The organism is Vibrio sp. 10N.286.51.E5, assembly GCF_041469125.1.
Classification (GTDB): domain Bacteria; phylum Pseudomonadota; class Gammaproteobacteria; order Enterobacterales; family Vibrionaceae; genus Vibrio; species Vibrio crassostreae_C.
This window is the reverse complement of the sequence record NZ_JBFRJZ010000029.1, coordinates 1-26,261: the sequence shown is the minus strand read 5'-3', so window position 1 is coordinate 26,261 and position 26,261 is coordinate 1. Positions and strand designations below refer to the sequence as shown.

Annotated in this window: 22 protein-coding genes; 7 read left to right on the top strand and 15 right to left on the bottom strand. The window is 45.1% G+C overall.

Annotation, left to right across the window (positions count from 1 at the left end; genetic code table 11):
* Nucleotides 1–81: 81 nt before the first annotated feature.
* The 5 genes from kdsB to AB4161_RS11365 are packed head-to-tail and all read right to left on the bottom strand — an operon-like array spanning nt 82 to nt 6,119.
* A complete protein-coding gene (gene kdsB, locus AB4161_RS11385) occupies nt 82–828 on the bottom strand; it encodes a 3-deoxy-manno-octulosonate cytidylyltransferase (protein WP_017060236.1) in 747 nt (248 codons plus the stop codon).
* On the bottom strand, nt 828–1,007 hold the full coding sequence (locus AB4161_RS11380; protein WP_004736429.1) for a Trm112 family protein: 180 nt from the start codon (nt 1,005–1,007) through the stop codon (nt 828–830). The genes kdsB and AB4161_RS11380 overlap by 1 nt, the downstream gene beginning before the upstream one ends.
* Nucleotides 988–1,995, bottom strand: a complete 1,008-nt coding sequence (gene lpxK, locus AB4161_RS11375; RefSeq protein WP_372083378.1) for a tetraacyldisaccharide 4'-kinase — start codon at nt 1,993–1,995, stop codon at nt 988–990. The genes AB4161_RS11380 and lpxK overlap by 20 nt, the downstream gene beginning before the upstream one ends.
* Before the next feature lie 13 nt (nt 1,996–2,008).
* On the bottom strand, nt 2,009–3,757 hold the full coding sequence (gene msbA / locus AB4161_RS11370; protein WP_372083363.1) for a lipid A ABC transporter ATP-binding protein/permease MsbA: 1,749 nt from the start codon (nt 3,755–3,757) through the stop codon (nt 2,009–2,011).
* A gap of 31 nt (nt 3,758–3,788) precedes the next feature.
* Nucleotides 3,789–6,119: a DNA internalization-related competence protein ComEC/Rec2 gene (locus AB4161_RS11365; protein ID WP_372083362.1), complete on the bottom strand. Its 2,331-nt coding sequence runs from the start codon at nt 6,117–6,119 to the stop codon at nt 3,789–3,791.
* A gap of 17 nt (nt 6,120–6,136) precedes the next feature.
* Between AB4161_RS11365 and AB4161_RS11360 the strand changes: the two genes are divergently transcribed.
* Nucleotides 6,137–6,649 (top strand): DUF2062 domain-containing protein, encoded by a 513-nt coding sequence (locus tag AB4161_RS11360; protein WP_017060232.1) that lies wholly within the window; start codon nt 6,137–6,139, stop codon nt 6,647–6,649.
* 205 nt (nt 6,650–6,854) lie between these two features.
* On the opposite strand, the gene lolE is transcribed toward AB4161_RS11360, so the two are convergent.
* Genes lolE through lolC form a run of 3 tightly spaced genes read right to left on the bottom strand, consistent with a single transcriptional unit; the run spans nt 6,855 to nt 9,993 of the window.
* Complete coding sequence (gene lolE, locus AB4161_RS11355; protein ID WP_372083361.1) at nt 6,855–8,099, bottom strand: lipoprotein-releasing ABC transporter permease subunit LolE; 1,245 nt, start codon at nt 8,097–8,099, stop codon at nt 6,855–6,857.
* A complete protein-coding gene (gene lolD, locus AB4161_RS11350) occupies nt 8,100–8,792 on the bottom strand; it encodes a lipoprotein-releasing ABC transporter ATP-binding protein LolD (RefSeq protein ID WP_017060230.1) in 693 nt (230 codons plus the stop codon).
* On the bottom strand, nt 8,785–9,993 hold the full coding sequence (lolC, locus tag AB4161_RS11345) for a lipoprotein-releasing ABC transporter permease subunit LolC (RefSeq protein WP_102394225.1): 1,209 nt from the start codon (nt 9,991–9,993) through the stop codon (nt 8,785–8,787). Before lolC ends, lolD begins: the two co-directional genes overlap by 8 nt.
* A gap of 227 nt (nt 9,994–10,220) precedes the next feature.
* Here lolC and AB4161_RS11340 point away from each other — a divergent pair, with 227 nt between their 5' ends.
* The 4 genes from AB4161_RS11340 (at nt 10,221) to AB4161_RS11325 (ending at nt 15,772) form a co-directional block, all read left to right on the top strand.
* On the top strand, nt 10,221–10,790 hold the full coding sequence (locus tag AB4161_RS11340) for a PilZ domain-containing protein (RefSeq protein ID WP_372083360.1): 570 nt from the start codon (nt 10,221–10,223) through the stop codon (nt 10,788–10,790).
* A gap of 6 nt (nt 10,791–10,796) precedes the next feature.
* Complete coding sequence (mfd, locus tag AB4161_RS11335) at nt 10,797–14,258, top strand: transcription-repair coupling factor (protein WP_372083359.1); 3,462 nt, start codon at nt 10,797–10,799, stop codon at nt 14,256–14,258.
* A 63-nt stretch (nt 14,259–14,321) separates the two neighbouring features.
* Nucleotides 14,322–15,089 carry a peptidoglycan binding protein CsiV gene (locus AB4161_RS11330; protein ID WP_102398037.1) on the top strand — a complete coding sequence of 256 codons (768 nt, stop codon included), beginning with the start codon at nt 14,322–14,324 and terminating at the stop codon, nt 15,087–15,089.
* Nucleotides 15,090–15,226: 137 nt separating this feature from the next.
* A complete protein-coding gene (locus tag AB4161_RS11325) occupies nt 15,227–15,772 on the top strand; it encodes a GNAT family N-acetyltransferase (RefSeq protein WP_017060225.1) in 546 nt (181 codons plus the stop codon).
* A 111-nt stretch (nt 15,773–15,883) separates the two neighbouring features.
* Here the strand turns inward: AB4161_RS11325 and AB4161_RS11320 are convergent, their stop codons facing one another.
* From AB4161_RS11320 to hinT, 7 genes are all read right to left on the bottom strand, one after another.
* The gene (locus AB4161_RS11320) at nt 15,884–17,173 is read right to left on the bottom strand and encodes an NAD(P)/FAD-dependent oxidoreductase (RefSeq protein WP_009847154.1); all 1,290 of its coding nucleotides are present in this window, start codon (nt 17,171–17,173) and stop codon (nt 15,884–15,886) included.
* A 512-nt stretch (nt 17,174–17,685) separates the two neighbouring features.
* Entirely contained in the window at nt 17,686–18,225 is a 540-nt protein-coding gene (ycfP, locus tag AB4161_RS11315) for an alpha/beta hydrolase YcfP (RefSeq protein WP_009847155.1), read from the bottom strand.
* A gap of 108 nt (nt 18,226–18,333) precedes the next feature.
* A complete protein-coding gene (locus tag AB4161_RS11310) occupies nt 18,334–19,188 on the bottom strand; it encodes a phosphotransferase (RefSeq protein WP_372083358.1) in 855 nt (284 codons plus the stop codon).
* A gap of 205 nt (nt 19,189–19,393) precedes the next feature.
* The gene (gene lpoB / locus AB4161_RS11305) at nt 19,394–19,984 is read right to left on the bottom strand and encodes a penicillin-binding protein activator LpoB (RefSeq protein WP_017060223.1); all 591 of its coding nucleotides are present in this window, start codon (nt 19,982–19,984) and stop codon (nt 19,394–19,396) included.
* Between the two features lie 86 nt (nt 19,985–20,070).
* Nucleotides 20,071–20,454: a YcfL family protein gene (locus AB4161_RS11300; RefSeq protein ID WP_017060222.1), complete on the bottom strand. Its 384-nt coding sequence runs from the start codon at nt 20,452–20,454 to the stop codon at nt 20,071–20,073.
* Nucleotides 20,454–21,845 carry a COG3014 family protein gene (locus AB4161_RS11295; protein ID WP_372083357.1) on the bottom strand — a complete coding sequence of 464 codons (1,392 nt, stop codon included), beginning with the start codon at nt 21,843–21,845 and terminating at the stop codon, nt 20,454–20,456. Before AB4161_RS11295 ends, AB4161_RS11300 begins: the two co-directional genes overlap by 1 nt.
* 296 nt (nt 21,846–22,141) lie before the next feature.
* Entirely contained in the window at nt 22,142–22,492 is a 351-nt protein-coding gene (gene hinT, locus AB4161_RS11290; protein ID WP_017060220.1) for a purine nucleoside phosphoramidase, read from the bottom strand.
* Between the two features lie 277 nt (nt 22,493–22,769).
* Here hinT and AB4161_RS11285 point away from each other — a divergent pair, with 277 nt between their 5' ends.
* Both AB4161_RS11285 and AB4161_RS11280 read left to right on the top strand, forming a co-directional pair.
* The gene (locus AB4161_RS11285) at nt 22,770–24,761 is read left to right on the top strand and encodes a methyl-accepting chemotaxis protein (RefSeq protein ID WP_017068093.1); all 1,992 of its coding nucleotides are present in this window, start codon (nt 22,770–22,772) and stop codon (nt 24,759–24,761) included.
* A 197-nt stretch (nt 24,762–24,958) separates the two neighbouring features.
* Nucleotides 24,959–26,125, top strand: coding sequence for a DUF1887 family protein (locus tag AB4161_RS11280; protein WP_017065293.1), 1,167 nt, complete (start codon nt 24,959–24,961; stop codon nt 26,123–26,125).
* The last annotated feature ends 136 nt before the right edge of the window (nt 26,126–26,261 follow it).

Genomic DNA, 26,261 nt, shown 5'->3' with positions numbered 1-26,261 from the left:
GTAGATAGAAAAAAGCCTCGCAATAAGCAAGGCTCATGATTTTTCATTTTGTAGAGCAAAGAAGAACTCGCTCAAAGAAGCTTAGCCAATAATAGCTCGAACCGCTTCTAGGTCTTCAGGCGTATCAACACCAGCAGCCGGTGCTTCCGCCGCAACGTCTACGTGGATTTTTTCACCATACCAAAGTACTCGTAATTGCTCTAGGCACTCAATACGTTCAAGAGTGCTTGGTTCCCAATTAATGTAGGTATTGATAAAACCCGCTCGGTAAGCATAGATACCAATATGACGAAGCAAAGGAGATTCCGCTGCAGTACCGTTGTTCGCGTAAGCATCGCGATCCCAAGGGATGGTTGCTCGGCTAAAATACAAGGCGTAACCGTCTTTATCGGTTACAACTTTAACGGCATTAGGGTTAAACACTTCATCAGCATGAGTAATTTCCACACCTAACGTTGCCATCGGGGCTGTACTGTTAGCAAGATTGTTGGCAACCTGATTAATGATTGAAGGTGGGATAAGTGGCTCATCACCTTGAACATTCACGATAATATGATCATCAGGAATATTCATAACTTCAATCACTTCAGCTAGGCGTTCAGTGCCCGATTCGTGATTCGGTGATGTCATACAAACGGTCGCGCCAAATGCTTTAGCCGCTTTTTCAACTCGAGCGTCGTCGGTAGCGATAATAACGTTATCGGCACCCGCTTTCATTGACTGTTCGTATACCCATTGAATCATCGGCTTTCCACCAATGTCAGCAAGTGGCTTCCCTGGTAAACGGCTCGATTGGTATCTTGCAGGTATAACAACCGTATAAGACATTACTTACCCTCATCCATAGAAACGGTGCGAGCTTCAGGTTCTAAAAGAACAGGAATACCCTCTTTAATTGGGTAAGCAAGGCGATCAATTTTACAAACAAGCTCTTGCTTATCCTTGTCAAAAGTTAGTTTACCTTTACATACAGGGCAAGCAACGATCTCAAGTAGACGGTGATCCATAGTATTCCATAACCTCTTTTATTCTTTTTAAAATTTGCTGTTGCGAATCTTCATCGAACTGCGCAGAAACTGGAAGATACCACCAGTTATCTTGAGCATATTCTTCGCATTTTACAGCGTCTTTTTCTGTCATAATCAGATTCATACCTTTATTAGCTAAGGCATGAAGTTCATCTTTATCAAAATCTTGATGGTCGGCGAAGCCCTGTGTGAAAACCACATCACCATCAAGATCTTCCAATGTTTTAAAAAAGCGCGGTGGGTGGCCAATACCGGCAAAAGCCACCAGCTTGTGTAATTTTGCCACAGACCTTTTCTGACCAGTCTTTAGGTTAACTGCTTGGCTTGGAAGCAAAGACATCGAGAACTCTCGCCCATGCGCTTTACCGCCATTGTTAACCAAAAAGTCGACTTCATCTAAACGAGATACAGGCTCTCTTAACGGGCCTAAAGGAATTAGGCATTCGCTACCAAAGCGTCTTGCGCCGTCGATAACTGCAAATTCAATGTCGCGTTCAAGCGCGTAATGCTGAAGGCCATCGTCAGTGATAATCACATCAACGCCTTTGCTCAGCAATGCTTTCACTGCGTTAGCTCGCACAGGGTCGACTGCGACTGGCGCACCAGTTCGCTTACGAATCAAGCGAGGTTCATCACCCGAATGCTCAGCTGGGGTATTTTCATCCAACACCAACGGATAGCTTGGTGCTTTTGCACCGTAGCCACGAGATACGACTCCAGGTTTAAAGCCGTGAGCCTGAAGCATCTCAACTAACCAAATCACAACCGGTGTTTTACCATTTCCACCAGCAGTAATATTGCCCACAACAATAACAGGTAAAGGCGGGCGGTAGGTCTCTTTATTCCCTGAGAGATAAGCGTCACGACGCCGACTACTGATCATTTTGAACAGCAGACTCAGTGGCCACAAAAGCGGCCAGAGAAGATATTTCAACGGGTGATTGTTAAACCAAATCTTTTCGATCACAACAAGACCTAATTTATCCGCTGAACTGAATTCGGTGTAATTGTGCATAAGCACCATCATGCGCGATTAGCTCAGCATGTGCGCCCCTTTCTACAATATGTCCATCATCAACCACTAGAATTTCATCAGCTTGCTCGATGGTAGAGAGTCTGTGTGCGATAACTAATACTGTTTTGTCTTTCTGCAGTTCTTCTAGTGCAGATTGAATAGCTCTCTCTGACTCGGTATCCAGTGCAGACGTTGCCTCATCAAGAATCAAAACTGGTGCATCTCTCAATAGCGCTCGTGCAATCGCAATTCGCTGTCTTTGACCACCTGATAGATTACCACCATTCTCGCCAACAACCGTATCAATACCGTTTTCCATGTTTTCGATAAACTCACTCGCATGGGCAAGTTTAGCTGCATGTTCAATCTGTTCGCGGGAATATTCATCGTGTGCGGCGTAAGCGATGTTGTTCGCGACCGTATCATTAAATAGGTGCACATTTTGAGATACAAGAGCAAAGTGCTCCCGCAGGTTTCTCAATTCGTAATCACGAATGTCGTGGCCGTCAAGCTCAATTGAACCTGAGTCTACATCATAAAAACGAGTAAATAGGTTGGCAATGGTACTCTTGCCCGAGCCAGAACGCCCAACAAGCGCAACCGTTTTACCTTTCGGTATATTGAAGCTGACCTTATCAAGTGCTGGTTTCTCTGCTCCTTCATAAGTAAACGTGACATCTTTTACTGCAACTTCACCCGTTACAGATTCAGGCTTCAACGTCCCTTTGTTTTGCTCAGTATCTAGATCCATCAAACCAAATAGAGTTGTACTCGCTGCCATACCGCGTTGGAACTGAGACGTTACACTAGTTAGTGCTTTTAATGGGCGCATTAAGCCGAACATCGCAGAGAAAATAACAGTAAATGTGCCGGGGGTTAACTCAGCTCGAATAGAGTCAAAGCTAGCTAAGATCAACACAGTCACAACGGCAACAGACGCAATCATCTGAATTATTGGGTTAGCGGCTGCTTGTGCTGTTACTAACTTCATACTCTGTTGGCGCATTTGGTTACTAACTTTATCAAAGCGGTGTTTTTCTAGATCTTGACCACCGTAAGTTAGAACCACTTTATGCCCTTTCAGCATTTGTTCAGCTGAAGAAGCAACGTGACCCATGCTAGTTTGCATGTTCTTAGAGATCTTTCTGAATCGCTTCGATACGATACTGATCGCCCACGCAACCAAAGGCGCTACAGCAAATAACACCAAAGATAACTGCCAACTATTCCAGAACATCAGCGTCAACAAGCCTATAATACTTGCACCTTCACGGACAATACTGACTAACGCTTTACTGGTTGCTGCAGACACTTGCTCTGAATCGTAAGTAATTCGAGATAGCAATGCGCCTGTCTGTTCTTTATCGAAGAAAGAAACAGGCATGTGCATGAAATGGCTGAAAATCTTACGACGAATTTCCATCACCACATTGCCAGAGACCCAACTCAAGCAATAGGTTGAAACAAAGCCACTGACGCCACGAACGAACATCATGGCAAAGATAATAAGTGGAAGTGTACGTAAAAAGTCAGATTCAGCATTACCAAAGCCTTCATCAAGTAACGGCTTTAGTAAGGAAATCATATAGGTATCAGAAACGGCATTTATAATAAGCGCAATTACCGCAACACCTAGGCCGGCCTTATATAATCGAATATAAGTCCAAAGTCTTTTAAATGTGACCCAGGTAGTTTCATCTGTTTGTGTTGACATAGAATCGCTTAATTTTCTCACAATAATCTATCTATTCTACTCCCTTACGGAGCATCTGCCTATACCACTGCCCGCCTTGTTGTTCTCTAATCGCATGATATTGCCAACCTTCTTTGCTAAGAGTGATGGTTATTTGTCCGCTTTCTCCAGTATCTAGCCAAGTACTCCCCGCTTCCTGATAACGTTCAATAACAAACTCACTCGGCATTCCCCACTGGTTGCCTTTGGCAAGAGAAGCTATCGCCAGCTTAGGAGACACCGCCTCAATAAACGACTTAATCGATGACGAATCGCTGCCATGATGCGGAACCAACATAACATCACTCCTTAGCTGTCCTCCTTCACGAGCAAGTAACCACTCACTTACCAGTTCAATATCACCAGTGAGCAACATTGAGAAATCAGCACTATGATCTGAGATCTTGACCACACACGAATGTGGGTTATACGCCCTCTTTACTTGCTTAGGCGGCCACAACACCTCAAAAACAACATCTTGCCAGTTCCAAACCTCTCCAATAGTACATGTTTGAATATTAGACGGGGCTTGAGTGATAGATTGGCGTTCTTGAATAATGTTCTGACTGGTTCTTATCCACTTTGGCGTATAGTTCTCAAGTAATGCCGGATAACCACCAGCATGGTCAGAATCGAAATGACTCACAATCACGCCTTCTAATTCATAAATCCCCCGCTGATTCAAAGTAGGAATCAACAAAGACTCAACAACCGAGCCTCCTGGCCACGCATTGCCAAGATCATAAACAACAATCTGATTGTTCTTTTCCAAGACCAAAGACAACCCATGCCCAACATCCAAGATATCAATAGTTAGTTTGTCTTGCTGGGGTTTGCTGAACTCCCACCACAGCACAAACACTGCAGTTACCAATATCGATAATGTTCGCTTGAAATACCGACTAACAAAGCTCAAAAACAAGATAAGGAATACTGATAATGCAATCGTCTGATTATCGACTTGGATCCAAAATCGCTCAGAGAAAGGAAGACTAAATACGAGAGGCTCAAGCGATAAGTCGACTAACTTCCACAACTGACTGACCAAATCATTGTCTAGCGCTGTTATACCAACCACGCCAGACACTGACTCCGATATTAAGCTTAGAAACATTGCCAGAAACAACAGCGGGATCGTCACCATCGATACCCAAGGCAAAAGGAACAAGTTGTAGAAAACAGAGACTAAACTGACTCCTTTGAAAAACAACATCGAGGAAGGCGCGATAAGGAATGTCAGCATCAGTTGAAGCTTAATAAGTTGGAGTGCGTAGTCGATAAATGTAAAGCTTGAAGCTGAGCGCTGAGTATTACAGGCGATATAGAAAACAGCGCCCAATGCACCAAAGGACAACCAAAAACTGCTCGACAAAGCTGAAAACGGCCAAATCAGCAGAACCACGCACACACTTAAAGTAACATACCGAAGCAAACTGATATTTTGCCCACGCCACAAGAAATAACTCGCGATAACGCACATCACCAAAGCTCTCAAAGTTGGCAGCGTGAATCCAGCAAACCAACTATAGAAATACGCCAAGCCGAGCCCGAATATTGTAGGTAACCAAAGAAATGAAGGGGAAAGTAACCTTAATATCTTACCAATCTGATAGCCGATACCAAAGGCAATCCCAATATGCAACCCCGAAATAGCCATCAAGTGAATCAGGCCACTGCTTTTAAGCATATCCCACCGCTGAGGCGGAATAAGGTCTCGATATCCAAAACTCAAAGCGATAATGAGATCTTGATTTGCCAGCAGACTTAACCTTTCAAGGCTGGCTTCAAACCATTGGGCGCGTAAGTTGGTGCTAGAATGAATTCGGTACTTGGTATCTGCTCTGTAAGTTGCATTGGCAACCACGCCAGCACTAAACAAGTACTTTTCTCGGTCAAAGCCGGCTTCGTTGAGTTTGCCCCATATCGGCTTTATTGAGGCCGATAAATAGACATCATCTCCAAGCGTTAGCTTGAAAGGAGTAAACAAACGCAATTTTATCAATTGAGGAAAGATTAATTTTTCGCCGCCAATTGATCTGACTACTATTACGCTTTCAAAACCGTGGCTATTTTCACTAAAAAGGCTAACAACCGACGCATTTATGGTAGTATTCTGCCCTGATTGGAATAAGCGACTCGTTTGTATTTCAATCGCATTCCCTAGGCAGATAACTAGTATCAATGCTGTTACTGGACCTCTTGCACTCCGGAAAACGCTATACTTTGTTGGTGCTAGCAGTAACAACAGCATCAATGGTGCCCAAACCCAATGTGGCATCACAGGCCAGAAGCTGGCAGACACAACTGTCGCAGCAAATGAAATCAAGAACCAAGTGTTAAACAAGAGAGTAGCTTCCTCCTATGCCAAGAAAGTTTATCAAACGATTTATGCCTGACCATGATCTAATCAAGCGTCAGAAAGCATTGAAAGTTTTTGGCAATGTTTTGTACAACCCCAACTTATGGTGCCTTAATCGTCGCTCTGCGGCTGGCGCGTTTGCTGTTGGGTTATTCATGGCGTTTGTCCCTCTACCAAGTCAAATGATTATGTCTGCAGGCCTTGCTGTCGCATGTGGCGTTAACCTGCCTTTAGCTGTCGCACTTGTTTGGATCAGTAACCCGGTTACCATGCCTGTTCTCTTCTACTTTGCTTATAAAGTCGGGGCGTTTGTTATGCATGTGCCACCGCAAGCCTTCCATTTCGAATTGTCTTGGGACTTCATCTTGGCGCAAATGAGCACTATAGGGCCTCCGTTCTTATTGGGTTGTCTGATTTGTGGCGTGGTTTCAGCAATGATTGGCTACTTTGGTATTCGCGGTTTATGGCGCTACTCAGTAGTAAGAAGTTGGAAGAAGCGACAAGCAAGGCACTGAACGCCATTTCTTGTTATTCAATCTAACCTTGTATGCGCTTCACTTAAAACGTACACAAGTTAAAATCGGATGAGCTACTTACCTCTGCAAGATTGGCATGTAACGAAAGTCGTAAAGAACACGAATTGAATTCAATAAAAAAGGATCCCACTGGGATCCTTTTTTGTATCGACTGAAAACTGACGGCCTGTTATTTAGGCGAATGCTATTTAGAACTCAGCACTGAGGCTGGATTCAACTTCGCCGCGCGTGATGCTGGGTACAATGTCGCCAGTAAACTCAGCACAATCGCAGTGCCGGAAACCACAACAACATCCGTCATATCAAGTTGTGATGGCAAGAAGTCGACAAAATAGATATCACCGGACAAGAACTGGTGATCGACCAACTTTTCAAGTCCTTTGATTAGTGTCGTGAGATTAAGAGCGACTAGCACACCTATTGCACTGCCCACTAAACTGCCTAACACGCCTGAGAATACGCCCTGCCAAACAAAGATGCGCTTCACAAGGCCGTCTGATGCACCCATGGTTCTTAAAATCGCGATCTCTGATGCTCTGTCTTTTACTGCCATCATTAGCGTCGAGACAATATTGAAACAAGCCACACCAATAACCAGTACCATCACCAGATACATGATGGTACGAACGAGTTGGATATCTCGATACAAGAAACCAAACTTCTGCTGCCAGCTTCGTAGATACACATACACATCAAGCTGATTGCCCACTTCACGCACAATAGAGTTCGCGTTCAGCACATCGGTCACTTTCAAAGAAACCCCAGTTACCGCCTCACCTAAGTTTGCGTAGACCTGAGCATCACCAATCGGGATTAGCGCCAAACTGTGATCTATCTGACCATTAAGCGTCAGCAAGCCAACCACTTTCACTCGAACACGTTTTGGTGCCTGAACCTTCACAGAACCGTTTACCGTCGGAATCATCAAAGTCAGATAATCACCGACTTTCGCACCCAGCACATTCGCTACACCAGAACCCAAAATGATCTGTTGTTGCCCTGCCTTAAACTCGCTCCAAGCTTGCTTATCGATAAAACTCGATAGGCTTGATACCTGTTGTTCTAGCTGCGGATCAACGCCGCGAACTTCAATTGCTTTGAGTTCTTTGCCCTTTTCAGCAAGCGCAGTAATTTTCACATAAGGCGCAGCAGCAACGACTTTATCGTGCTTAACCGACTCCTCAATCACGTGCTCCCAACGAGTCACAGGCTCATTCACGCCTTCAAATTCACCATGAGGAATGACAGAAAGTACTCGTGATTGAAGCTCTCGCTCAAAGCCATTCATCGCAGATAAGCCGATAATGATCACCGCGACACCAACCGCAATACCAATCGTCGAAGACAATGAGATGAACGACACCATCTTGTCTCGTTGTTTCGCACGGCTAAATCGGCCGCCTATCAATAGAGATAAAGAGGAAAACACTTAGCTCTCCTCTTTTTCTACGTTGACCAGTAAACCATCTTGCATGTGAAGTTGGCGATCCATCTTACCGGCAAGTTCACCATCGTGAGTCACGACCAAAAAGGCAGTATCGTATTCACGGTTCAGTTCACGCATTAAGTCGTAAATAGACAGTGCGGTGTTATGGTCAAGGTTACCGGTTGGTTCATCCGCCAACACTAGCGCAGGCTTATTCACCAATGCACGAGCAATCGCCACACGCTGCCTCTCGCCACCAGAAAGCTCTGAAGGTCGGTGGTCCACGCGGTGACTCAATCCAACTTTGTCCAACAAACGTTGTGCTTCTTGCTTTGCTTTAGCGGGCTTTTCGCCGCCAATCAATAACGGCATCGCCACGTTTTCTAAAGCTGAAAAGTCAGATAGAAGATGATGGAACTGATACACAAAGCCAAGATGCTGGTTGCGAAGCTTCGCCTGCTTATTCGAACTCAAAGATGCTAAATCTTGACCAAGAAAACTCACACTGCCCGCAGAAGCATCGTCTAATGCGCCTAAGATATGCAGTAAGGTACTTTTGCCCGAGCCAGAGGTACCGATGATTGCTACTAGCTCACCCTTTTCGATGTCAAAGCTGACTCCCTTGAGCACCTCAGTATCTAACGAGCCTTCACGGTACGTTTTACGGATATCATTACATTGAAGAAAATTACTCATAACGAAGGGCCTCAGCAGGTTTCACAGACGATGCACGATAAGAAGGGAATACAGTGGCAATCAGGCTAAGTGCAATAGCCAGAACCACAACAACAGCGATTTGAATTGGGTTAATCAAAATAGGTAACTGACCACCAAACGAGAATAGAGCAACACCCATCGCTTCTAAAATCGGGTTAAGGTTCATTGCCAGAACAACACCTAGTGCGCCGCCGGATAGTGCGCCAATCACGCCACTACTCGCGCCCTGAACCATAAAGATGCCCATCACTTGACCGTCAGTCATGCCCTGAGTTTTAAGTATCGCGACCTCAGATTGTTTCTCCATCACCACCATAATCAGCGCAGAGATAATATTAAATGCAGCAACCCCGATGATCAGACCAAGCATTAGGCCCATCATGTTTTTCTCCATACGAACCGCTTGGAACAGCTCGCCACGTTGGTCACGCCAATCGCTCCACAACCAACCTTCCGGTAATGGCTGAGTTGATAACTCTGCGACTTCAAACGGGTCTTCAAAAAACAGTCGCCAGCCTGAAATAGTGTCTGATTTATAACGCATCAAACGCCCAGCGTCTTGGATGTCTGTCACCATCAGTTGAGCGTCGATATCAGAACCTGTATTGAAAATACCGGCAACGGTGAAATTTCGTTGGCTTGGAATACGACCTAATGGGGTGTACTGGCTCGCGCTGGTCACCATCAGGCGAACTTTGTCACCCATAGATACCTTCAAATTTCTCGCCAAGGTGTGACCAAGAAATAGCTGATACTGGCCCGCTTTAAGTGAAGACAATCTGCCCGCAATCAAGTGGTTTTGAAGAGGGTCATCTGAATTAGGTTCAATACCGATTAATAGCCCCGCAGATAACTGAGCCGGACTCTGAATCACCGCCTCACTGCGGACAATCGGTTCAACGTGACCATTAAGCGAGATTTGCTCTGCAAAATTAGGCGCTTGGGCAGAAAGAGAGGTGGTGCCACCTTGCTCATAAACCACCGCTTGAGGAAGAACACCAAGAATTCGATCTTTTAACTGCGCTTCGAATCCATTCATTACCGATAAAACAGTAACCAAAGACAGCACACCAATGGTGATACCTGCCGTCGACATATAAGAAACAAAACGGCTAAAGCGATCACCTGAACGGCCTTTCAAATAGCGTAGGCCAACAAACAACGAAATAGGATGAAACATACTTTGAACCATCTAAAGGGGATGCGGGTTAATGTAACGGGTATTGCTGTTACTGTGTAGGGGTTAATTGAAAATATAGAGTGAATTAACTCAATTAGTTAGGCTTGAAAAACAGAACCTTGTCAAATAGCCAAATTTCAAACAACTATTTGAGACTTTCAATTAACTGACCTTGATTACTGCGGCCACATAGCGATAATCAATAGATCACTTCAAGGAACTAACGCATGACAGAACAAGAGTTTTTCACCGTTCACCATAGCCTTACCGCTAATATTGAACCAATGGACAGCGGCTTCACTTTACCTTCTCAAATTCAATTCGAATCTGAGATCCCAGCACCATTTGTGGTGGCAAGTGAATTTAGCCAATTGGATCTGTTAGCTGACAGCGCTCGAGCGGAACTGAAAAACAGCGACTTGAAGAATGTCATCAGTTTATTGGATGCACAAAACTCAAAATTAAACCTCTTGTTGAGCTTTATGTTATCGCAGCAAGATGATGAGAAATTTCGCACTCACACCTATTCATTTGGTGCGAGTCAGTTTTCCTGCTTTTCAAAAGCAGACATCGAACCGGGTCGCTTAGTAAAAGCCAAACTTTTTCTAGAGCACCCAGCTGCAGCCATTTATTGCTACGCAGAAGTATTTGCTAGCGAGGCGAAAGACTCAGGTTTCGAAATCAAATTTAAATACGCTCATCTTCGCGATACCGACCAAGACCTGCTAATTAAAGCGGCACTTTATCAACAACAGAAACTCTTGCGTCAACGCTCTCTAGACCGAGATAACAAGTAAATTAACATGACCAAAAAATCCATATTTACACTACCTAAACTTAAAGGTGCCGGTGACAAAAAGCACATCGGTAACCTAGTCGGTTCGTCTCTCGCTCTTGCCATTGCCAAACTCGCAGAGCAACACAACAGCCATACCGTCTTGGCTGTACCCGACCCACAAGTGGCGCTTAAGCTTCAATCTGAAATTGAACAGTTTACGGCACATGAAGTCGCATTATTCCCTGACTGGGAAACGCTGCCATACGATAGCTTCTCGCCGCACCAAGAGATCATCTCAGATCGTATCGCACGCCTTTACGCACTGCCAACACTAAAAGATGGCATCACGATCGTTCCGATCAGCACGTTATTGCAACGCCAGTCACCGCGAGACTTTTTGCTACAACACACGTTAATGGTGAAAACGGGCGATCTCTACTCGCTTGAGAAACTGCGCCTACAGCTTGAAAAGTCAGGCTATCGTTACGTTGATCAAGTGTTTGGCCCCGGTGAATACGCAAGTCGTGGTTCTATTCTCGATCTGTTCCCAATGGGCAGTAAAGACCCGTATCGAATCGATTTTTTCGATGACGAAATCGACACTATTCGTACTTTCGATCCTGAAAACCAGCGTTCTATCGAAGACATCTCTGAGATCCGCCTGCTGCCTGCTCACGAATTCCCAACCTCGGAAACGGCGATTGAAGATTTCCGTATTCGTTGGCGCCAACAGTTTGATGCGCGCCGCGAACCAGAATCGGTTTATATGCAGGTTTCTAAGGGTACTTGGCCTGCTGGTATCGAGTACTGGCAACCGCTGTTCTTCGATCACACAGAAACCTTGTTTGATTACGTTGCCGATGAAGCGCAACTGCTGATTCTAGGTGATGTCGAGACTGCAGTAGACTCATTCCTAACGGACGTTGCTCATCGATACGAACAGCGCGGTGTTGACCCATTACGGCCACTTCTCACGCCTGAACAACTGTGGCTGAAGAAAGACGAGCTGTTCGCACACTTCAAACAGAAGCCACAAGTCAATCTGAGCTTAGATTCAATTGAAGAGAAAGCTGGACGTACCAACCTTCCGGTTGTGTCTCTTCCTGATCTCAGTGTTCAGCATCAGAATAAAGAACCACTCGCAAACCTAAGAAAGTTCACTGAAGCCTTCGAAGGAAAAGTGGTCTTTTCGGTTGAATCAGAAGGTCGTCGTGAAGCGCTGAGTGAACTGCTTCGTGGTATTAAAGTACGACCAAGCGAAGTTGAAAACCTCGATGCCTCAATTAAAGGCAAAGACAAGTTCAGCCTCATCCTTGGCTCTGCTGAACACGGTTTTATCCATGAAGAGCAAAACATCGCCCTTATCTGTGAAAGCGACCTGTTGGGTGATCGCGTTGTTCAGCGCCGTAAGAAAGACAAAAAAAGTGTTAACAGCGACACTGTCATTCGTCACTTAGCCGAACTTAAACCAGGTCAACCTGTAGTGCACATTGACCACGGTATTGGTCGCTACATCGGCTTGCAGACACTCGAAGCCGGTGGCATGAAAACCGAATACGTGACACTTGAGTACCAAAACGATGCCAAGCTGTACGTGCCCGTTGCGTCTTTGAACCTTATTGGACGTTACTCTGGTGGCGCCGAAGAGTCTGCACCGCTACACAAACTAGGTGGTGAGGTGTGGCAAAAAGCGCGTAAGCGTGCCGCGGAGAAAGTCCGTGATGTTGCAGCAGAACTACTTGATGTTTACGCTAAGCGTGAGCTAAAACCTGGCTACAAGTTTGTACTCGACCGCGGCCAATACGCGACTTTCAAATCTGGCTTCCCGTTTGAAGAAACCGATGACCAAGCGATGGCCATCAATGCTGTTATGTCTGATATGTGCCAAGCCAAAGCCATGGACCGTTTGGTGTGTGGTGATGTTGGCTTTGGTAAAACCGAAGTCGCGATGCGTGCAGCATTCGTTTGTACCGACAACAGCAAACAAGTAGCGGTGTTAGTTCCTACTACTCTACTTGCTCAGCAACACTTCGAAAACTTCCGTGACCGTTTCGCCAACTTGCCGATTCGTGTTGAGGTTCTATCCCGATTCAAATCAGCTAAAGAGCAAAAACTAATCATGCAAGATGTCGCCGACGGTAAAGTGGATATCCTAGTCGGGACTCACAAGCTGCTTTCGAGCGATATTAAGTTTAAAGACCTAGGCCTGCTGGTTGTCGATGAAGAACACAGATTTGGTGTACGTCAGAAAGAGAAAGTGAAAGCGATGCGTGCGGATGTCGATATTCTAACGCTTACTGCGACACCGATCCCGCGAACGCTGAACATGGCAATGAGTGGCATGCGTGACCTTTCGATCATCGCTACACCACCCGCACGACGCTTGGCAATTAAAACCTTCGTTCGCGAGAGTGATGATGCCATCGTCAGAGAAGCGGTGCTGCGTGAAATCATGCGTGGTGGCCAGGTTTACTTCCTACACAACCAAGTCGACACGATTGAGAAAACAGCAGAGTCATTGCAAAAGCTGATTCCAGAGGCGCGCGTGACTGTAGCTCATGGCCAGATGCGAGAGCGCGAACTGGAACGCATCATGAATGACTTCTACCACCAGCGCTTCAACTTACTGGTGTGTACAACCATCATTGAAACCGGTATCGACGTACCAACGGCAAATACCATCTTGATGGACAGAGCCGATAACCTTGGTTTAGCACAGCTGCACCAATTACGTGGTCGTGTAGGTCGTTCGCACCACCAAGCTTATGCTTACTTGTTAACGCCACACCCTAAAGCAATGACCAAAGATGCGATCAAGCGATTGGATGCGATAGCTTCGCTCGAAGACTTGGGCGCAGGCTTTACCCTAGCAACTCACGATTTAGAGATTCGTGGTGCGGGTGAGCTGTTGGGTGATGAACAGAGTGGTCAAATCCAGTCGGTTGGTTTCACCTTGTACATGGAGATGCTTGAACAAGCGGTTGAAGCGTTGAAAGAAGGTCGAGAGCCTTCGCTTGATGATCTATTGCGTGAACAAACTGAAATTGAGATGCGTCTGCCTGCACTATTGCCAGACGACTATATTCCAGACATCAACACGCGTTTATCAACATACAAACGTATTGCGAGTGTGAGTGACACCGACGAATTGGCAGAGTTGAAAGTCGAGCTGATTGATCGCTTCGGCCTTCTGCCTGATGCAACCAAGAACTTGTTATCAGTTTCTGAGCTAAAATTAGCCGCAGCGTCTATCAAAGCGAAGAAAATTGAAGCCCACGATAAGGGTGGATTCTTAGAATTCTACCCGGATGCTGACATAAACCCGACCTACCTTGTTAAACTGTTGCAATCTCAACCGCAAAAGTTTTCAATGGAAGGACCAACAAAGTTCAAGTTTACGATACCATTGGTCGACAGACGGAAGCGAATTCAATTTGTTAGTGATTTATTGGGCGAATTCAGACAAAACTTGCTGCCTTCAGCATAAGACCCAATCCACTTGCACATATAAATTATCCAGCCGGTAGTTCGGCTGGAAGACGGAGTAAAAATGAAAAGACTGATCCCACTGCTACTATTGTTCGTCTCACTGCCAAGTTTGGCGCAGAGACAATTTGATATAGAAGTGATCATTTTTAAGCGCGCTGTTGATGCAGAGAAGGTGAACGAATCTTGGCCAAATACACAGCCTAAGATTTCACTTGAACGCGTTGGTTCATTTCAAGATACCCAATACCGAGCAAAGAAAGGCGTTCAAATGCTACCTTACTCGGAATACAAGTTAACGCCTCAGAAAGACACGCTACGTAAACACGCTGGCTTTGAAGTTCTGATGCATACCGCTTGGCGTCAAGGCGACCAAGGTAAGAGCTCGGCACCTGTTTTCCATATTCAAGCAGGTAAAGATTTCTCTAAACAGTTTAATGCTGATGGCTCTGAAAAAGGCGCAATCACTGCAGGCAGCGCTGATGGGTTCCAAGAAGAGACCATTGATAAGCCACTCTACGAATTAGACGGCAAGCTGCAAATCTACGTTCAGCACTACCTATACGCTGAAACGACATTAGATTTAAAAGCGCCAAGCGTTCGTGAAGTGACTCTACAAGAGCAACAAATTGAGCTAGATTCACCAGTAAGTGGCGCAGAAAGCAACGTCCAGGTGGGCAATCTAACTGAAATTTCTCCGACGGTTGAAGTCCAAGAGTTCCTTAAGAGCTACCGCATGGACCAAAAACGTCGTATGCGCAGTACAGAAACTCATTACCTTGACCACCCACTTCTTGGAATGGTGATTCAAGTTAGACGTGTAGCGCAGTAAATTACTTGCCGATTCGGCTATAATTATATAAATAATTCAATCCGCCCTCCTAGTGAGGGCGTTTTATTAAGTGCTATCTATCTTTATTCTGTACTGACTCTCTTTGCTCAGTACTTACACGTTACTTGGTACGCTCTATGAGCCCTGAATTTCAGATCAACACACAAAATCTTAGCCTTAAAATCATTGAGGCCTCAGATGCTCAAGAATTTTCTCAGCTGGTTAAGTCCTCCCCTAGCTTGCTGCCATGGGTCGACTGGTGTCATAAAGAGTTTTCTATCGTCGAGGCCGAGAAATTTATTCTGGCAACTCGCCTGAACTGGGTGAAAGCCGATGCGTTTGGCTTTGGCATCTTTGAACGAAAAAGCGATAAGTTAGTCGGTATGGTTGCCATTAATGAGCTTTACCACACCTTTAATATGGCGAGTTTAGGTTATTGGGTCGGTGATGACTTTCAAAGGAGAGGGATCGCCAAAGAAGCGATGTTCGCCCTATTTGAATTTTGTTTCGCGCAACTCAAGTTAACGCGTTTGGAAATTGTCTGCGATACCGAGAACCTACCCAGCCAAAAGTTGATCGAGAAGTGTGGCGCTGAGCGAGAAACCATTGCCCAGAATCGATTTCTGTTTAACGGTAAGCCGAAAGATGGCGTGGTTTATTCTGTGCTACCTCCAACGTCTTAACAGCAGAAATGAGTTCAACACCTGCGATAATCCATAATCGACACGATCAAAAAAGAGCTCCGAAGAGCTCTTTTTTATTATCAGCGTAATGCTCTGAGAAGGCTTACCTGATTAGTGAAGCTTTAGGTTTGGACGAAGTACACGGTTAATACGACCAACCAGCATCATCAGTGATGTTTTGATTAAGCCGTGAAGCGCCATCTGGTGCATGCGGTACAAAGAGATGTAAACCACACGAGCAATACGACCTTCGACCATCATCGAGCCTTTCGTCAGGTTACCCATCAAACTACCTACCGTAGAGAAACGGCTAAGTGAAACTAGCGAGCCTTTGTCTTTGTAGATGTAGTCTTTCAGGTCACGACCGTTCAACTTAGCAATGATGTTGCTGAATGCACAGCTTGCCATTTGGTGAGCCGCTTGTGCACGTGGCGGAACGAATGAACCGTCTGCTTGTGTACATTGCGCCAAGTCACCGATTGCAAAGATGTTGTCATCCAGTGTTGTTTGCAGCGTGTTCTTCACAACCAACTGGTTGATACGGTTGGTTTCAAGACCACCGATATCTTTCATGAAATCTGGTGCTTTGATACCTGCTGCCCATACCATGATTTGAGCTGGGATCTTGTCACCATCTTTGGTTGTTAGGCCGTCAGAATCCGCCTGAGTCACCATCGTATTCGTACGAACGTTCACACCAAGCTTGGTTAGCTCAGAGTGTGCTGCACTTGAAATACGAGGAGGTAGAGCTGGAAGAATACGCTCACCCGCTTCAACTAGGTTTACGTTCAGCTTGCTTGAATCTAGGTCGCCGAAGCCGTAAGTACGAAGTTCTTTAACGGCGTTGTGTAGCTCTGCAGAAAGCTCTACACCAGTTGCACCAGCACCAACAATCGCGATGTCTACCGTGCCTTGACCGTTCTTAGCGTGAAGCTTTAAGAACTGATTGTTCATTTCTGTACGGAAACGGTGTGCTTGCTCTGGGCTATCAAGGAAAATACAGTTGTCACGAACGCCTGGAGTGTTGAAGTCGTTTGACGTTGAGCCTAGCGCCATCACTAGAATATCGTATTCAAGTTCACGGCTTGGCATCAGCAGTTCACCGTGCTCGTCTGTAAGCTCGCTTAGTGCAATCACTTTACGCTCACGATCGATGTCGTTCAGGCTGCCCATTTGGAAATCGAAGTAATGGTTTTTTGCGTGCGCACGGTAGCTTAATGCATCAACACCTTCATCCAGTGAGCCCGTTGCTACTTCATGAAGTAATGGTTTCCATAGGTGGCTTGCTTTACGGTCTACCAGAGTAATCTGGGCACGTTTCTTACGACCTAAAGTGCGGCCTAGCTTAGTGGCTAGTTCTAAACCACCAGCACCGCCGCCTACTACGATAATTTTTGTCACAATGACAATCCTCTACAAAATGAATAAATGGGGTTCGGCTCGATTACTCCAACCGATAAATTCTATGTATCTACTCGGCCTTGAATGCGAAGGCTGTTACAAATTGGGTTACCGCGAAAAAGAATAACGACAGCTCACCGAGTAGTTAGAGGGGTTACAAACAACAAATAATGGTTTGTTGCTTTGCTCACGTGGATATAAAAGGTGACTACCTGAGAGGCAGAACACAAATTATGGGCAAGTTTTTTCACTCGCTCTCAATTTTTTTTGATATTTGTCAAAATATTTTGCTTGGGAACATTATATATAGCAAAAAGATGACCGCAACAAAAAAATCCTTACCCTCAATGAGGATTCGCGACTAATTAGTTAACGTTTGAGCAAACTGATCTATAAATGCACAAACCGACCGATAAAACATATACAACTACTTTATCAATACCAATCTCTAAGATTCAGATGTGAAAAAGCAGCACTCATTGAGCACTGCTTTTATAAAACATCTGGATTGATTAAGCGTTTTTGAACGCTTTCATTGCTTGAAGATGTTGAGAGATCTTTTTGAATTTATGACTCTCTTTCTCATCCCAGATTACATCGTAGTAATCTTCTAGCGCGGCAGCTGTTTTGGTATTGTCGTGAATTTCATCTTCACGAGAAAGCACCACTAAACAGCGTCCTTTGTTTTTCATACGGTACTGAGCAACACATTTAGTTGCGATGTCTTCGTACTCTTCTGGACGGTCAATTCGACCTACCATGTTGTTCTCAGGGTGCAGATTAGGGTTGAACACCACCTGCTTAATCCCACATAAGAAACCAATACGCTCAGACCAAAAACCACCTAAACCTACACCACAAATAATGGGATGCGGATCATCGGATTGCTCTATCACCTTATGCACTTCTTTTAGCAGATGCTGCATATCGTGTTTTGGATGCAAAGTACTGTAGTTGATGAAACGAACGTCATCATCAATGAATTGCAACTGCAGTATTTTTTCGTGATTGCCCGGGCTTGTTGAGTCGAAGCCATGTAGATAGATAATCATTGTACCTCCCCCGTTGAATATTGGTACGTTTTGATCAATCTAACACGAAAAACAAGGTTTTAAAGGTAACAGCTGAGAAATTATATTTTTCACTTCCTAAACGTGATCCTAGCTACATAAAGTGTGACTCAGAGCCTCCGCTTCACGCAGATAACTTTCATCGCCCCAAAGCTGATGAGCAAGTAAATACCATAGCATCGCCATCATCTGGCTTCTTGGTAACCATGCTTCTACACCATCAAGCCAAGGCTGAACATCATGGATTCCTCGCAGCTGACAGTACTTCTCAACCGCTTCTGTGACTGGCGCGCCAGCAACCGCAATGGTTAATGTCAAATCGAGCCTAGGGTCTGCGAGCGCAGCGTATTCCCAATCAATAATCTTAATGCAGTCACTGTTTCTCACTAGGTTATAACCACCTAAGTCAAAATGGCACAAAGACAGGTCAACATTGGTAATACTCGGAGCCACGCGCCACTCTTGATAAATCTTAGTGCAGGCTTCGGTCTTATGAATCGCATCAAGCTGCAGCCAGTAATGGTCGACTCGCGCCGTGAAACTGAATGGTTGCAGTGGTAATCGCGCAGTATTAACCAGATGAACAGAGGTCAGCGTTTTCAACAGGTCATCGAGTTCTAGATCTTCGTAAAGTGTCTCACCCGCAATCCACTCAACCAGTAACCCCTGCTCATTCACTACCATTGGGCTTGGCCCGATACCGAGTCGCTCAATGGCAGACAGCACTTGGTACTCTTCATGGCGAGAAATGAAGAACGCTTTGGTGATAGGTGTGGTTGGCCGCCAAACATACGCAGTACCATCGGCATCGACCAACTTCCAACATCGATTGGTCAAACCGCCTGTTAATGTCTGTGCTCTAACTGGAGGCTCAGAAAAGTAACCGTCAAGCGAACTCAAACTGGTATCAAGAAGCTTAGCCTCAGACCAAGAAAAAATTGCCATATTTACTCCCTATAAACGTCTTAACTGCCCTATAAACGTCTTCATTCCCTACAAAAAAGACACTGACCAAAAGCCAGTGTCTCTTCATAAACAGCACATCATGCACTGCATTGGCGTGTGACCAAGCTATACGCTGTCAAGATTAAGCGCCGCCAATACTAGACATTGTCAAATCCGGCTGCGCATAGTTGGCAAGTAAGCGAAATTAAAGGCCTAGTAGGCTCTTAGATTGTTGCTTACGGATTTCAGTCTCGTCAGCCCACTCAATCAAGCCAGACTCAAGATCCATTAGACGCATCGTCATTTTGTAGTATACGTCTTCGTCGCTACCCGCTTTCTTAACGATGCTTGATAGGTTGCCGTACAGCATGTACTGAGCACCAACCATTTTACCGAATTGAATTGCTGAGCTTTGGTTTACAAGCTCATCGTTGTTTTGGAAGTTCAGTTGGTCACGAACAGACTCTACACGGTCCATATCAACGAAACGGAACTTACCAGAGTTCAGCATCTTAGTACTGATAGTGTCAGTGATTGACTCAGTATCGATGTGCTCACTTGTTTTGTTCTTGATTCGCTCTACAAACACGATTGGACGCTGTTCACGAGTAATGTAAGACACAGAACCAGACGCCATCATGCTATCGACCATTTCACCCGCAATCGTTTGAAGGTCAGTTGAACCGAAATCGATTGTCGTGGTTTCTACTGCTTGTGCATCACCGTAGCTTACCTTGTTTGAACAACCGCCTAAAATAACCGCTAAACCTAGTAGCGCAATGACACTCTTTTTCATTTTGTTTCCTCAACTTATCACTGAGCGGGGTTACCCACACTCTTAAATTCTTGTATTTACGAATCATGAGACCCGTTTAATCTAACTTACTGCTCTCGGAACTGGACTCTGAACTGAGTCGCTTTCGGGTTTACCGACACTTCCGACAACGAAATACTTTCAAAACCACGAACAATCGCTTGCTTCCAAGGACCTTGTTTAAGGTTGACCTCAAGCCCGGCATCGTCGTACCAGTAAAAACGATAAAGAATATGTTGATCGCCTTTATAGTTACTGTTTAAACGAACGATTCCTCGCGTATGACCGTCGACCAGATCGGTGCGAATATCTTCAACCTGTAAACGGCTGCCCAATACCTTGTCACCAAAGAAAACGTTCTGAGTCAGACTATCGACCCTTACGCCAGCTGTATTATCAGCACAACCAGCCAGAGCCATAACCGCTGCTAAGCTCACTAACCACTTTTTCATTACAGCCTCCCTAGCTGTTTATGCCACATTGTTGCATTGTTTCCTTGTCGAGAAATCCACACCAAAGTGGTCTGCCCTTCTCGAATATCAAAGTCGTACGTTTTAGCGCCCGCTTCCAACGTATATTGACCGCTATTTGCTACAAACGTACTGCTCTTAATCTCTGCAGGTAATGATTGCCAACTGCGAGTGTCTGGTTGCTCTGTCAGTGTGTTCCACACGTTGAACAGAATATTACCGACATCATCGCCTTTGGTTGCTTCTTTTCGAATGCGATCTTTCGCGACTACACGTAGCGCTTGGCGAATAACAATGCTTGTCATACGTTCCGATAGATCGTTCTGCGCCATCGCGTTTACATCAGTGATCAAATGTTCTTGTAGCGGCTGTCCGCTGATTCGCAAGGCAGAAAAACGCTCTACGTTTTGACTTGGGTAATATGGCAGCGCAAGAGAGTATATTGCCCCCTGATCGCGACTGTCATAAACAGGCAAATCCAGTCGCCAACTGTCCATAGCTTGCACAGCGCTCTGCTCTTGAAGAACAATCACTCGCCCTTCACCTGCACTAAGTTTAGAAGATTGCTTATAGCGTTTTTCTAATGTTGCTAAATCTTGTCGCATCCCTAAACGAGCGGCTGTTGTCATGGTTCTATCGATGATTTCTTGGTTATCTGGCATCACAGCCAAAGCACGACGATAGTCAACGTAGGCGCTGTTTAAATCATTTGACGCTTCATAAAGCAGACCAGACAAGAACATCAGATACGCATTCTGTACTGACTGCAGTTTCTTACCCGCATCAGGGTAATTGGCAAGGATGCTACCCACATTGGCAGACAAGCCTTGCTTCTTCGCATCGCTGGCTGCTTTGTCTAACTCAGCCTCGCGTTGCTTCTTCGCTTGTTCTTGAACTTGGTTGGCGCGACGCATTTCGATCACCGCACCTTCTAAATCGTTTTTCTTGAGGTAATTTAAACCGAGATACAGATGAAGAAAGCCCAACTCGTAATCGGCTGGCACATACTCGGTAATATTGTCATTCACAGCCAACGCACCCACACTGGTTGCACTGTCTGAGATTGAGATCACGGCTTTGCGTTGCTGCTCAGTAACCGCCTGATCAGCCACTTCAAACGAAGCCTTACTCTCAGGGTATTTTTGATCCAGCAGATTAATTCTGCCTCTTTCAAAGTTATCAAGGATGTCGCCTGCCGCGTAATCTGGTAGCTCTTGCTGAGCCTCTGAATAATCTCCAGATTTAACGGCTTGGTAGATCGCTTTGTTTTGTGCGCTGTAATGACTGAACAGGCTTCCTGCAGACATACTCGCACAACCTACGGTCAACGCCGATAACAGGGCAATGGAAGCGAATCTAAACTGTTGCTTCACTTATCGTCTCCGTGCATGTTTAAAATGCCAACTTTATTAGGGTCTGCTGACCTTTAATGGTCTCATTATCAAAACGAAACGCGTTGTAAAAAGGATCTCAAGCCAGTTGAAACCCTACTGATTTAGCCTCTGCCTAGGCGATGCCGACGTTCAGACAACAGATAGAACTTAAAGTTGGCATACAAACTACAAATTTTCCAACTAACTACTTGTGTTAACCCACTAATGAGCGCGTTTAAACTAGCTCATTAGCTTTCATTAACTCGTTAGCTTTTCATTAGCTCATTAACTTTTTATTAGCTCATTAATAGGGGGCCAAGTGGACGGCCGCCAACCAAGTGCATGTGAATATGATAAACCTCTTGGCCACCGTGAGAGTTACAGTTCACGATAAGACGATAGCCATCTTCTGCAATGCCCTCTTCTTTTGCTAACTTGCGAGCAACAGTAAACATGCGCCCCATCATCGCTTCATCTTGGACTTCAACATCGTTAGTTGTCGGAATCAGCTTGTTTGGGATGATTAGGATATGGCTTGGCGCGCGAGGGTTAATATCGCGAAATGCGGTTACTAAATCGTCTTGGTATAGTAGATCTGCTGGGATTTCTTTGTTGATGATCTTAGTAAAAATGGTTTCTTCAGCCATGTTTCTCTCCGATAAAACATTTATTTTTTAATGCTTTGAGTATGCGCTATGCCGCATCAAACCACAATAAATCTGCTTTAAAGCATAATAAAAAACACCGTTCAAATCAAAAAAAACGAGCCTTAGCTCTCAAGAATGGCATGTTGGTTATAACTGAGCGCTATTTTTGACGTGTGCGTCATAAAATGCGTAAGCCGAGCTCAATAGAATGCTGATAATTTTGTTAGTTTTACTTTGACCTGACATTAGGTCTGCATTTTTATTTAGGGAGAAAGCCATGAAGGGATCTGTGATCAAGCGTATGTACGCTGGTTTCGCACTGATCATCATCATGTTCGCAGTCACGATAACCATCATGATGAACAGCATGAATCAGATACACAGCAATTTTGAGAGTGTCTCAGAAACCTCATTACCACTTGTCGCGCTTTCAAATCAAACGAGTGTTCAATTGCTTTCTGCTGATAAGTCATTCAAAGATTTCTTAACCACACAAAACGCTGAACGCATGTCTGCAATGCGTACAGAATTTGCTGCATCACAAAACTCGTTTTCAGAAGTTCTCGGTAGTTTAGAAGCGGCAAGCCAAAACAATGCTTCACTTGTTGAACGTATCGCGCAATTAAGAGCAATGGAAGAACGCTACTTCGCCGAAGCTGACGAAGCGATGAACAACTACGTCGCGATGTTCGAAGCACAAGAACAAGTACAAAAAGCGTCTCGTGACTTCCAACGCTTACATTCAGAATTAACCGTTGGTATGAAAGAGTACGTTGCCGACCAAAAAAGCATCTCTGTAAAAGTGATGGCAAAGAGCTACTTCATCAAACTGCAAGACGCAGAAGTTATTACCTCTGATGCACTTGCTAGCTCTGATGTTGCCTTCGTTCAAAAAGCCCTTAACCAAAACAAAAAGGCCGTTACTCATCTTAACTACGCTTATCGAGGTCTATCAACACAACTACCGGCACTTAAAAATGTCTTCGATGAGTCGGTTCAGAAGTTCACCAAAGACGTTGGTCAGAAAGGTGGCGTACTAGACAAACACAACAACTACCTACAAGCCAAACAAGCGTTGTACGTGAACATCGCTAACCTAGCTCTAGAAGTTGACCAAGCGATGGCTGTTTTGGACTCATTCAACGTGACCGCTGAAGAGCAACTTAACTCATCACTCGCTGACGCAAGCAGCATCTACGACAAAGGCCTATTCAACGCGATTGCCATTGGCATTGTTGTGACTGTGTTCGCTGCTGCGATTGGTTACCACATTGCACACAGCGTACGAGAGCCATTAACTCGCATCCTCGGTACATTAGAAGGTCTAACTGAAGGTGATATGACTCAGCGTATCGATATTCGCTACGACAACGAATTCAGCCGCGTGAGCCGTCACATCAACACCTTGGCTGACAACCTGCACAATATCCTTGTGAAGTTGAATGATGCTTCAGATGACTTAACTAAGACTGCAAGCGTCAACCAGAAGACGTCATCTGAAACGCAGGCTCAATTGAACAGCCAACGTGAGCAAACCGCGACTGTTGCGACCGCAATGACAGAGATGTCTCATTCTGTACAAGAAGTGGCGAACAGCGCGCAAAGCTCACTCACCATGGTTCAACAAGTAGAATCGGCTTCTGAGTCTGGTCGTCAGATCATGAACACCAACATCAGCACCATTAATCAGCTTGAAGTTCGCCTTACTGAATCAGTGGGCGCTGTAGGCGAGCTACAACAGATGAGTAGCCAGATTGGTTCAATCCTTGACGTTATTCGTGGTATTGCTGAACAGACCAACCTACTTGCACTTAATGCGGCAATCGAAGCAGCGCGTGCAGGTGAACAAGGTCGTGGTTTTGCAGTCGTTGCCGATGAAGTACGAGTGCTAGCACAGAAGACCACTCAATCAACCTCTGAAATCGAGACTATGATCAGCAATCTGCAATCAAGCTCGAAAACTGCAAGTAACGTAATTGAAAGCTGTATGAGCGATATGGACATGTCGGTTCAACAAGCTTCAAGTGCAAACAGTGCGATGGAAGAGATCCAAGCCTTGATTCTAGAGATCAGCCACATGAGTACACACATCTCTCAAGCAGCCGCTGAGCAGAGTGAAACGTCTGGTGATATTGCACGCAACATCGAAGACATCAACCACATCGCAGATAAGAGTTACCAAGCGATGTCTTCAATTGCGGAGGCAAGCCAAAACCTAACAATTTTGGCGAATCAGCAAGGTGATTTAGTACATCAATTCAAACTATAGATAAATGAAGAATCGATAGATATTTAGTGAGATTGTTGAGACTTCTTACCCAATAGTGGTGACTAATTGAGCTAGGGCAACTTTTATCAAGGGTTGCCCTTGTTTTTTATGAGCTTTGTCATTATATGATTATTAAGGCTTGCTGCTTCCCGTTTTTTCTTTCACCTTTATGAGCGAGCCGCTATTAAGGAATTTATATGGCTGTTCATGTTGGCATTATCGATCAAGACCCCATTCGCTTGCTCACCCCATTACTTGATAACCGGACGGTCAGCACTCACATCGTGTTTATCGGTGACAAAAATCAAGTCAGTATGTACAAACGTTTAGACAGCGTTTTGCACAAGCGCGACATTACGAGTGAGTTTTTCGAAATTCCGACCATCGTAAATACATCTGTCATTAAAGAATCTATCCAAACCCTTGCCGAAGACCTCAAAGCACGCGGTCAAGAAGTGAAGCTCAACGCAAGTTGTGGCCTCCGTCACCGCCTACTTTCTGTGTACGAAGTATTCCGTACTTACCACTGGCCAATCTTCGTGGTTGAACCAAATAGCGACAAGCTTTGCTGGTTGTACCCTAATGGTAAAGAAGACGCACAAGTTCAAGACCGCATCACTATCGACGACTACCTAACTGTGTTCGGTGCTCGCGGTGAATTCAGCGATGTTCAGCTGTCTCCGCAACTGGATCAGAAACTTTATGAACTGGGTGAACGTTGGGCAAGTAACGCACTCGAACTAGGCCCTGGCCTTGCGACATTGAACTACCTAGCAACGACCTGCCGTAAAGAACAAAAACTTGATGTAGGCCTATCTGAGAAGCAACAAGGCTATCGCGAGCTCAACATGCTGCTGAGCGATTTGGTTGAAGCTAAAATTGCGACATACGACAATGGTATTTTGACCTTTGCCAACGAAGACGCGCGCCGCTTCTCAAACGGTGAATGGCTTGAAACATTGGTTCACAGCACAGTTAAGCAGATCCAAGATGACATGCCGACCATTCAAGACCGTTCTTTGAATGTTCAGGTATACCGTCAACTGGGTGAACGTGAGGTTCGTAACGAGCTTGATGTTGCCTCTGTGGTGAACAATAAGCTGCACATCATCGAATGTAAGACCAAAGGCATGCGTGATGATGGTGATGACACCTTGTACAAACTGGAATCGCTTAGAGACCTGCTAGGTGGCCTACAAGCACGTGCAATGTTAGTGAGCTTCCGCCCTCTTCGCCATAACGACATCACACGAGCTGAAGATCTTGGCCTTGCATTGATTGGCCCTGACGAATTGAAAGATCTTAAAACACACCTAACGGCATGGTTTACAGCTGCGGGTGGCAGTGAAGATCTAGAGTACTAAAAACCAATAAGCTCATGAGAGCTCAATGCTCTTAAGCAGATTGTTAAAAAGGCGAATGACGATTAAGTCACTCGCCTTTTTTGTTGTCTGTTTTCTCTATTGATTACTTTCAGACGGCAATCGAGTAGGAGGAGGC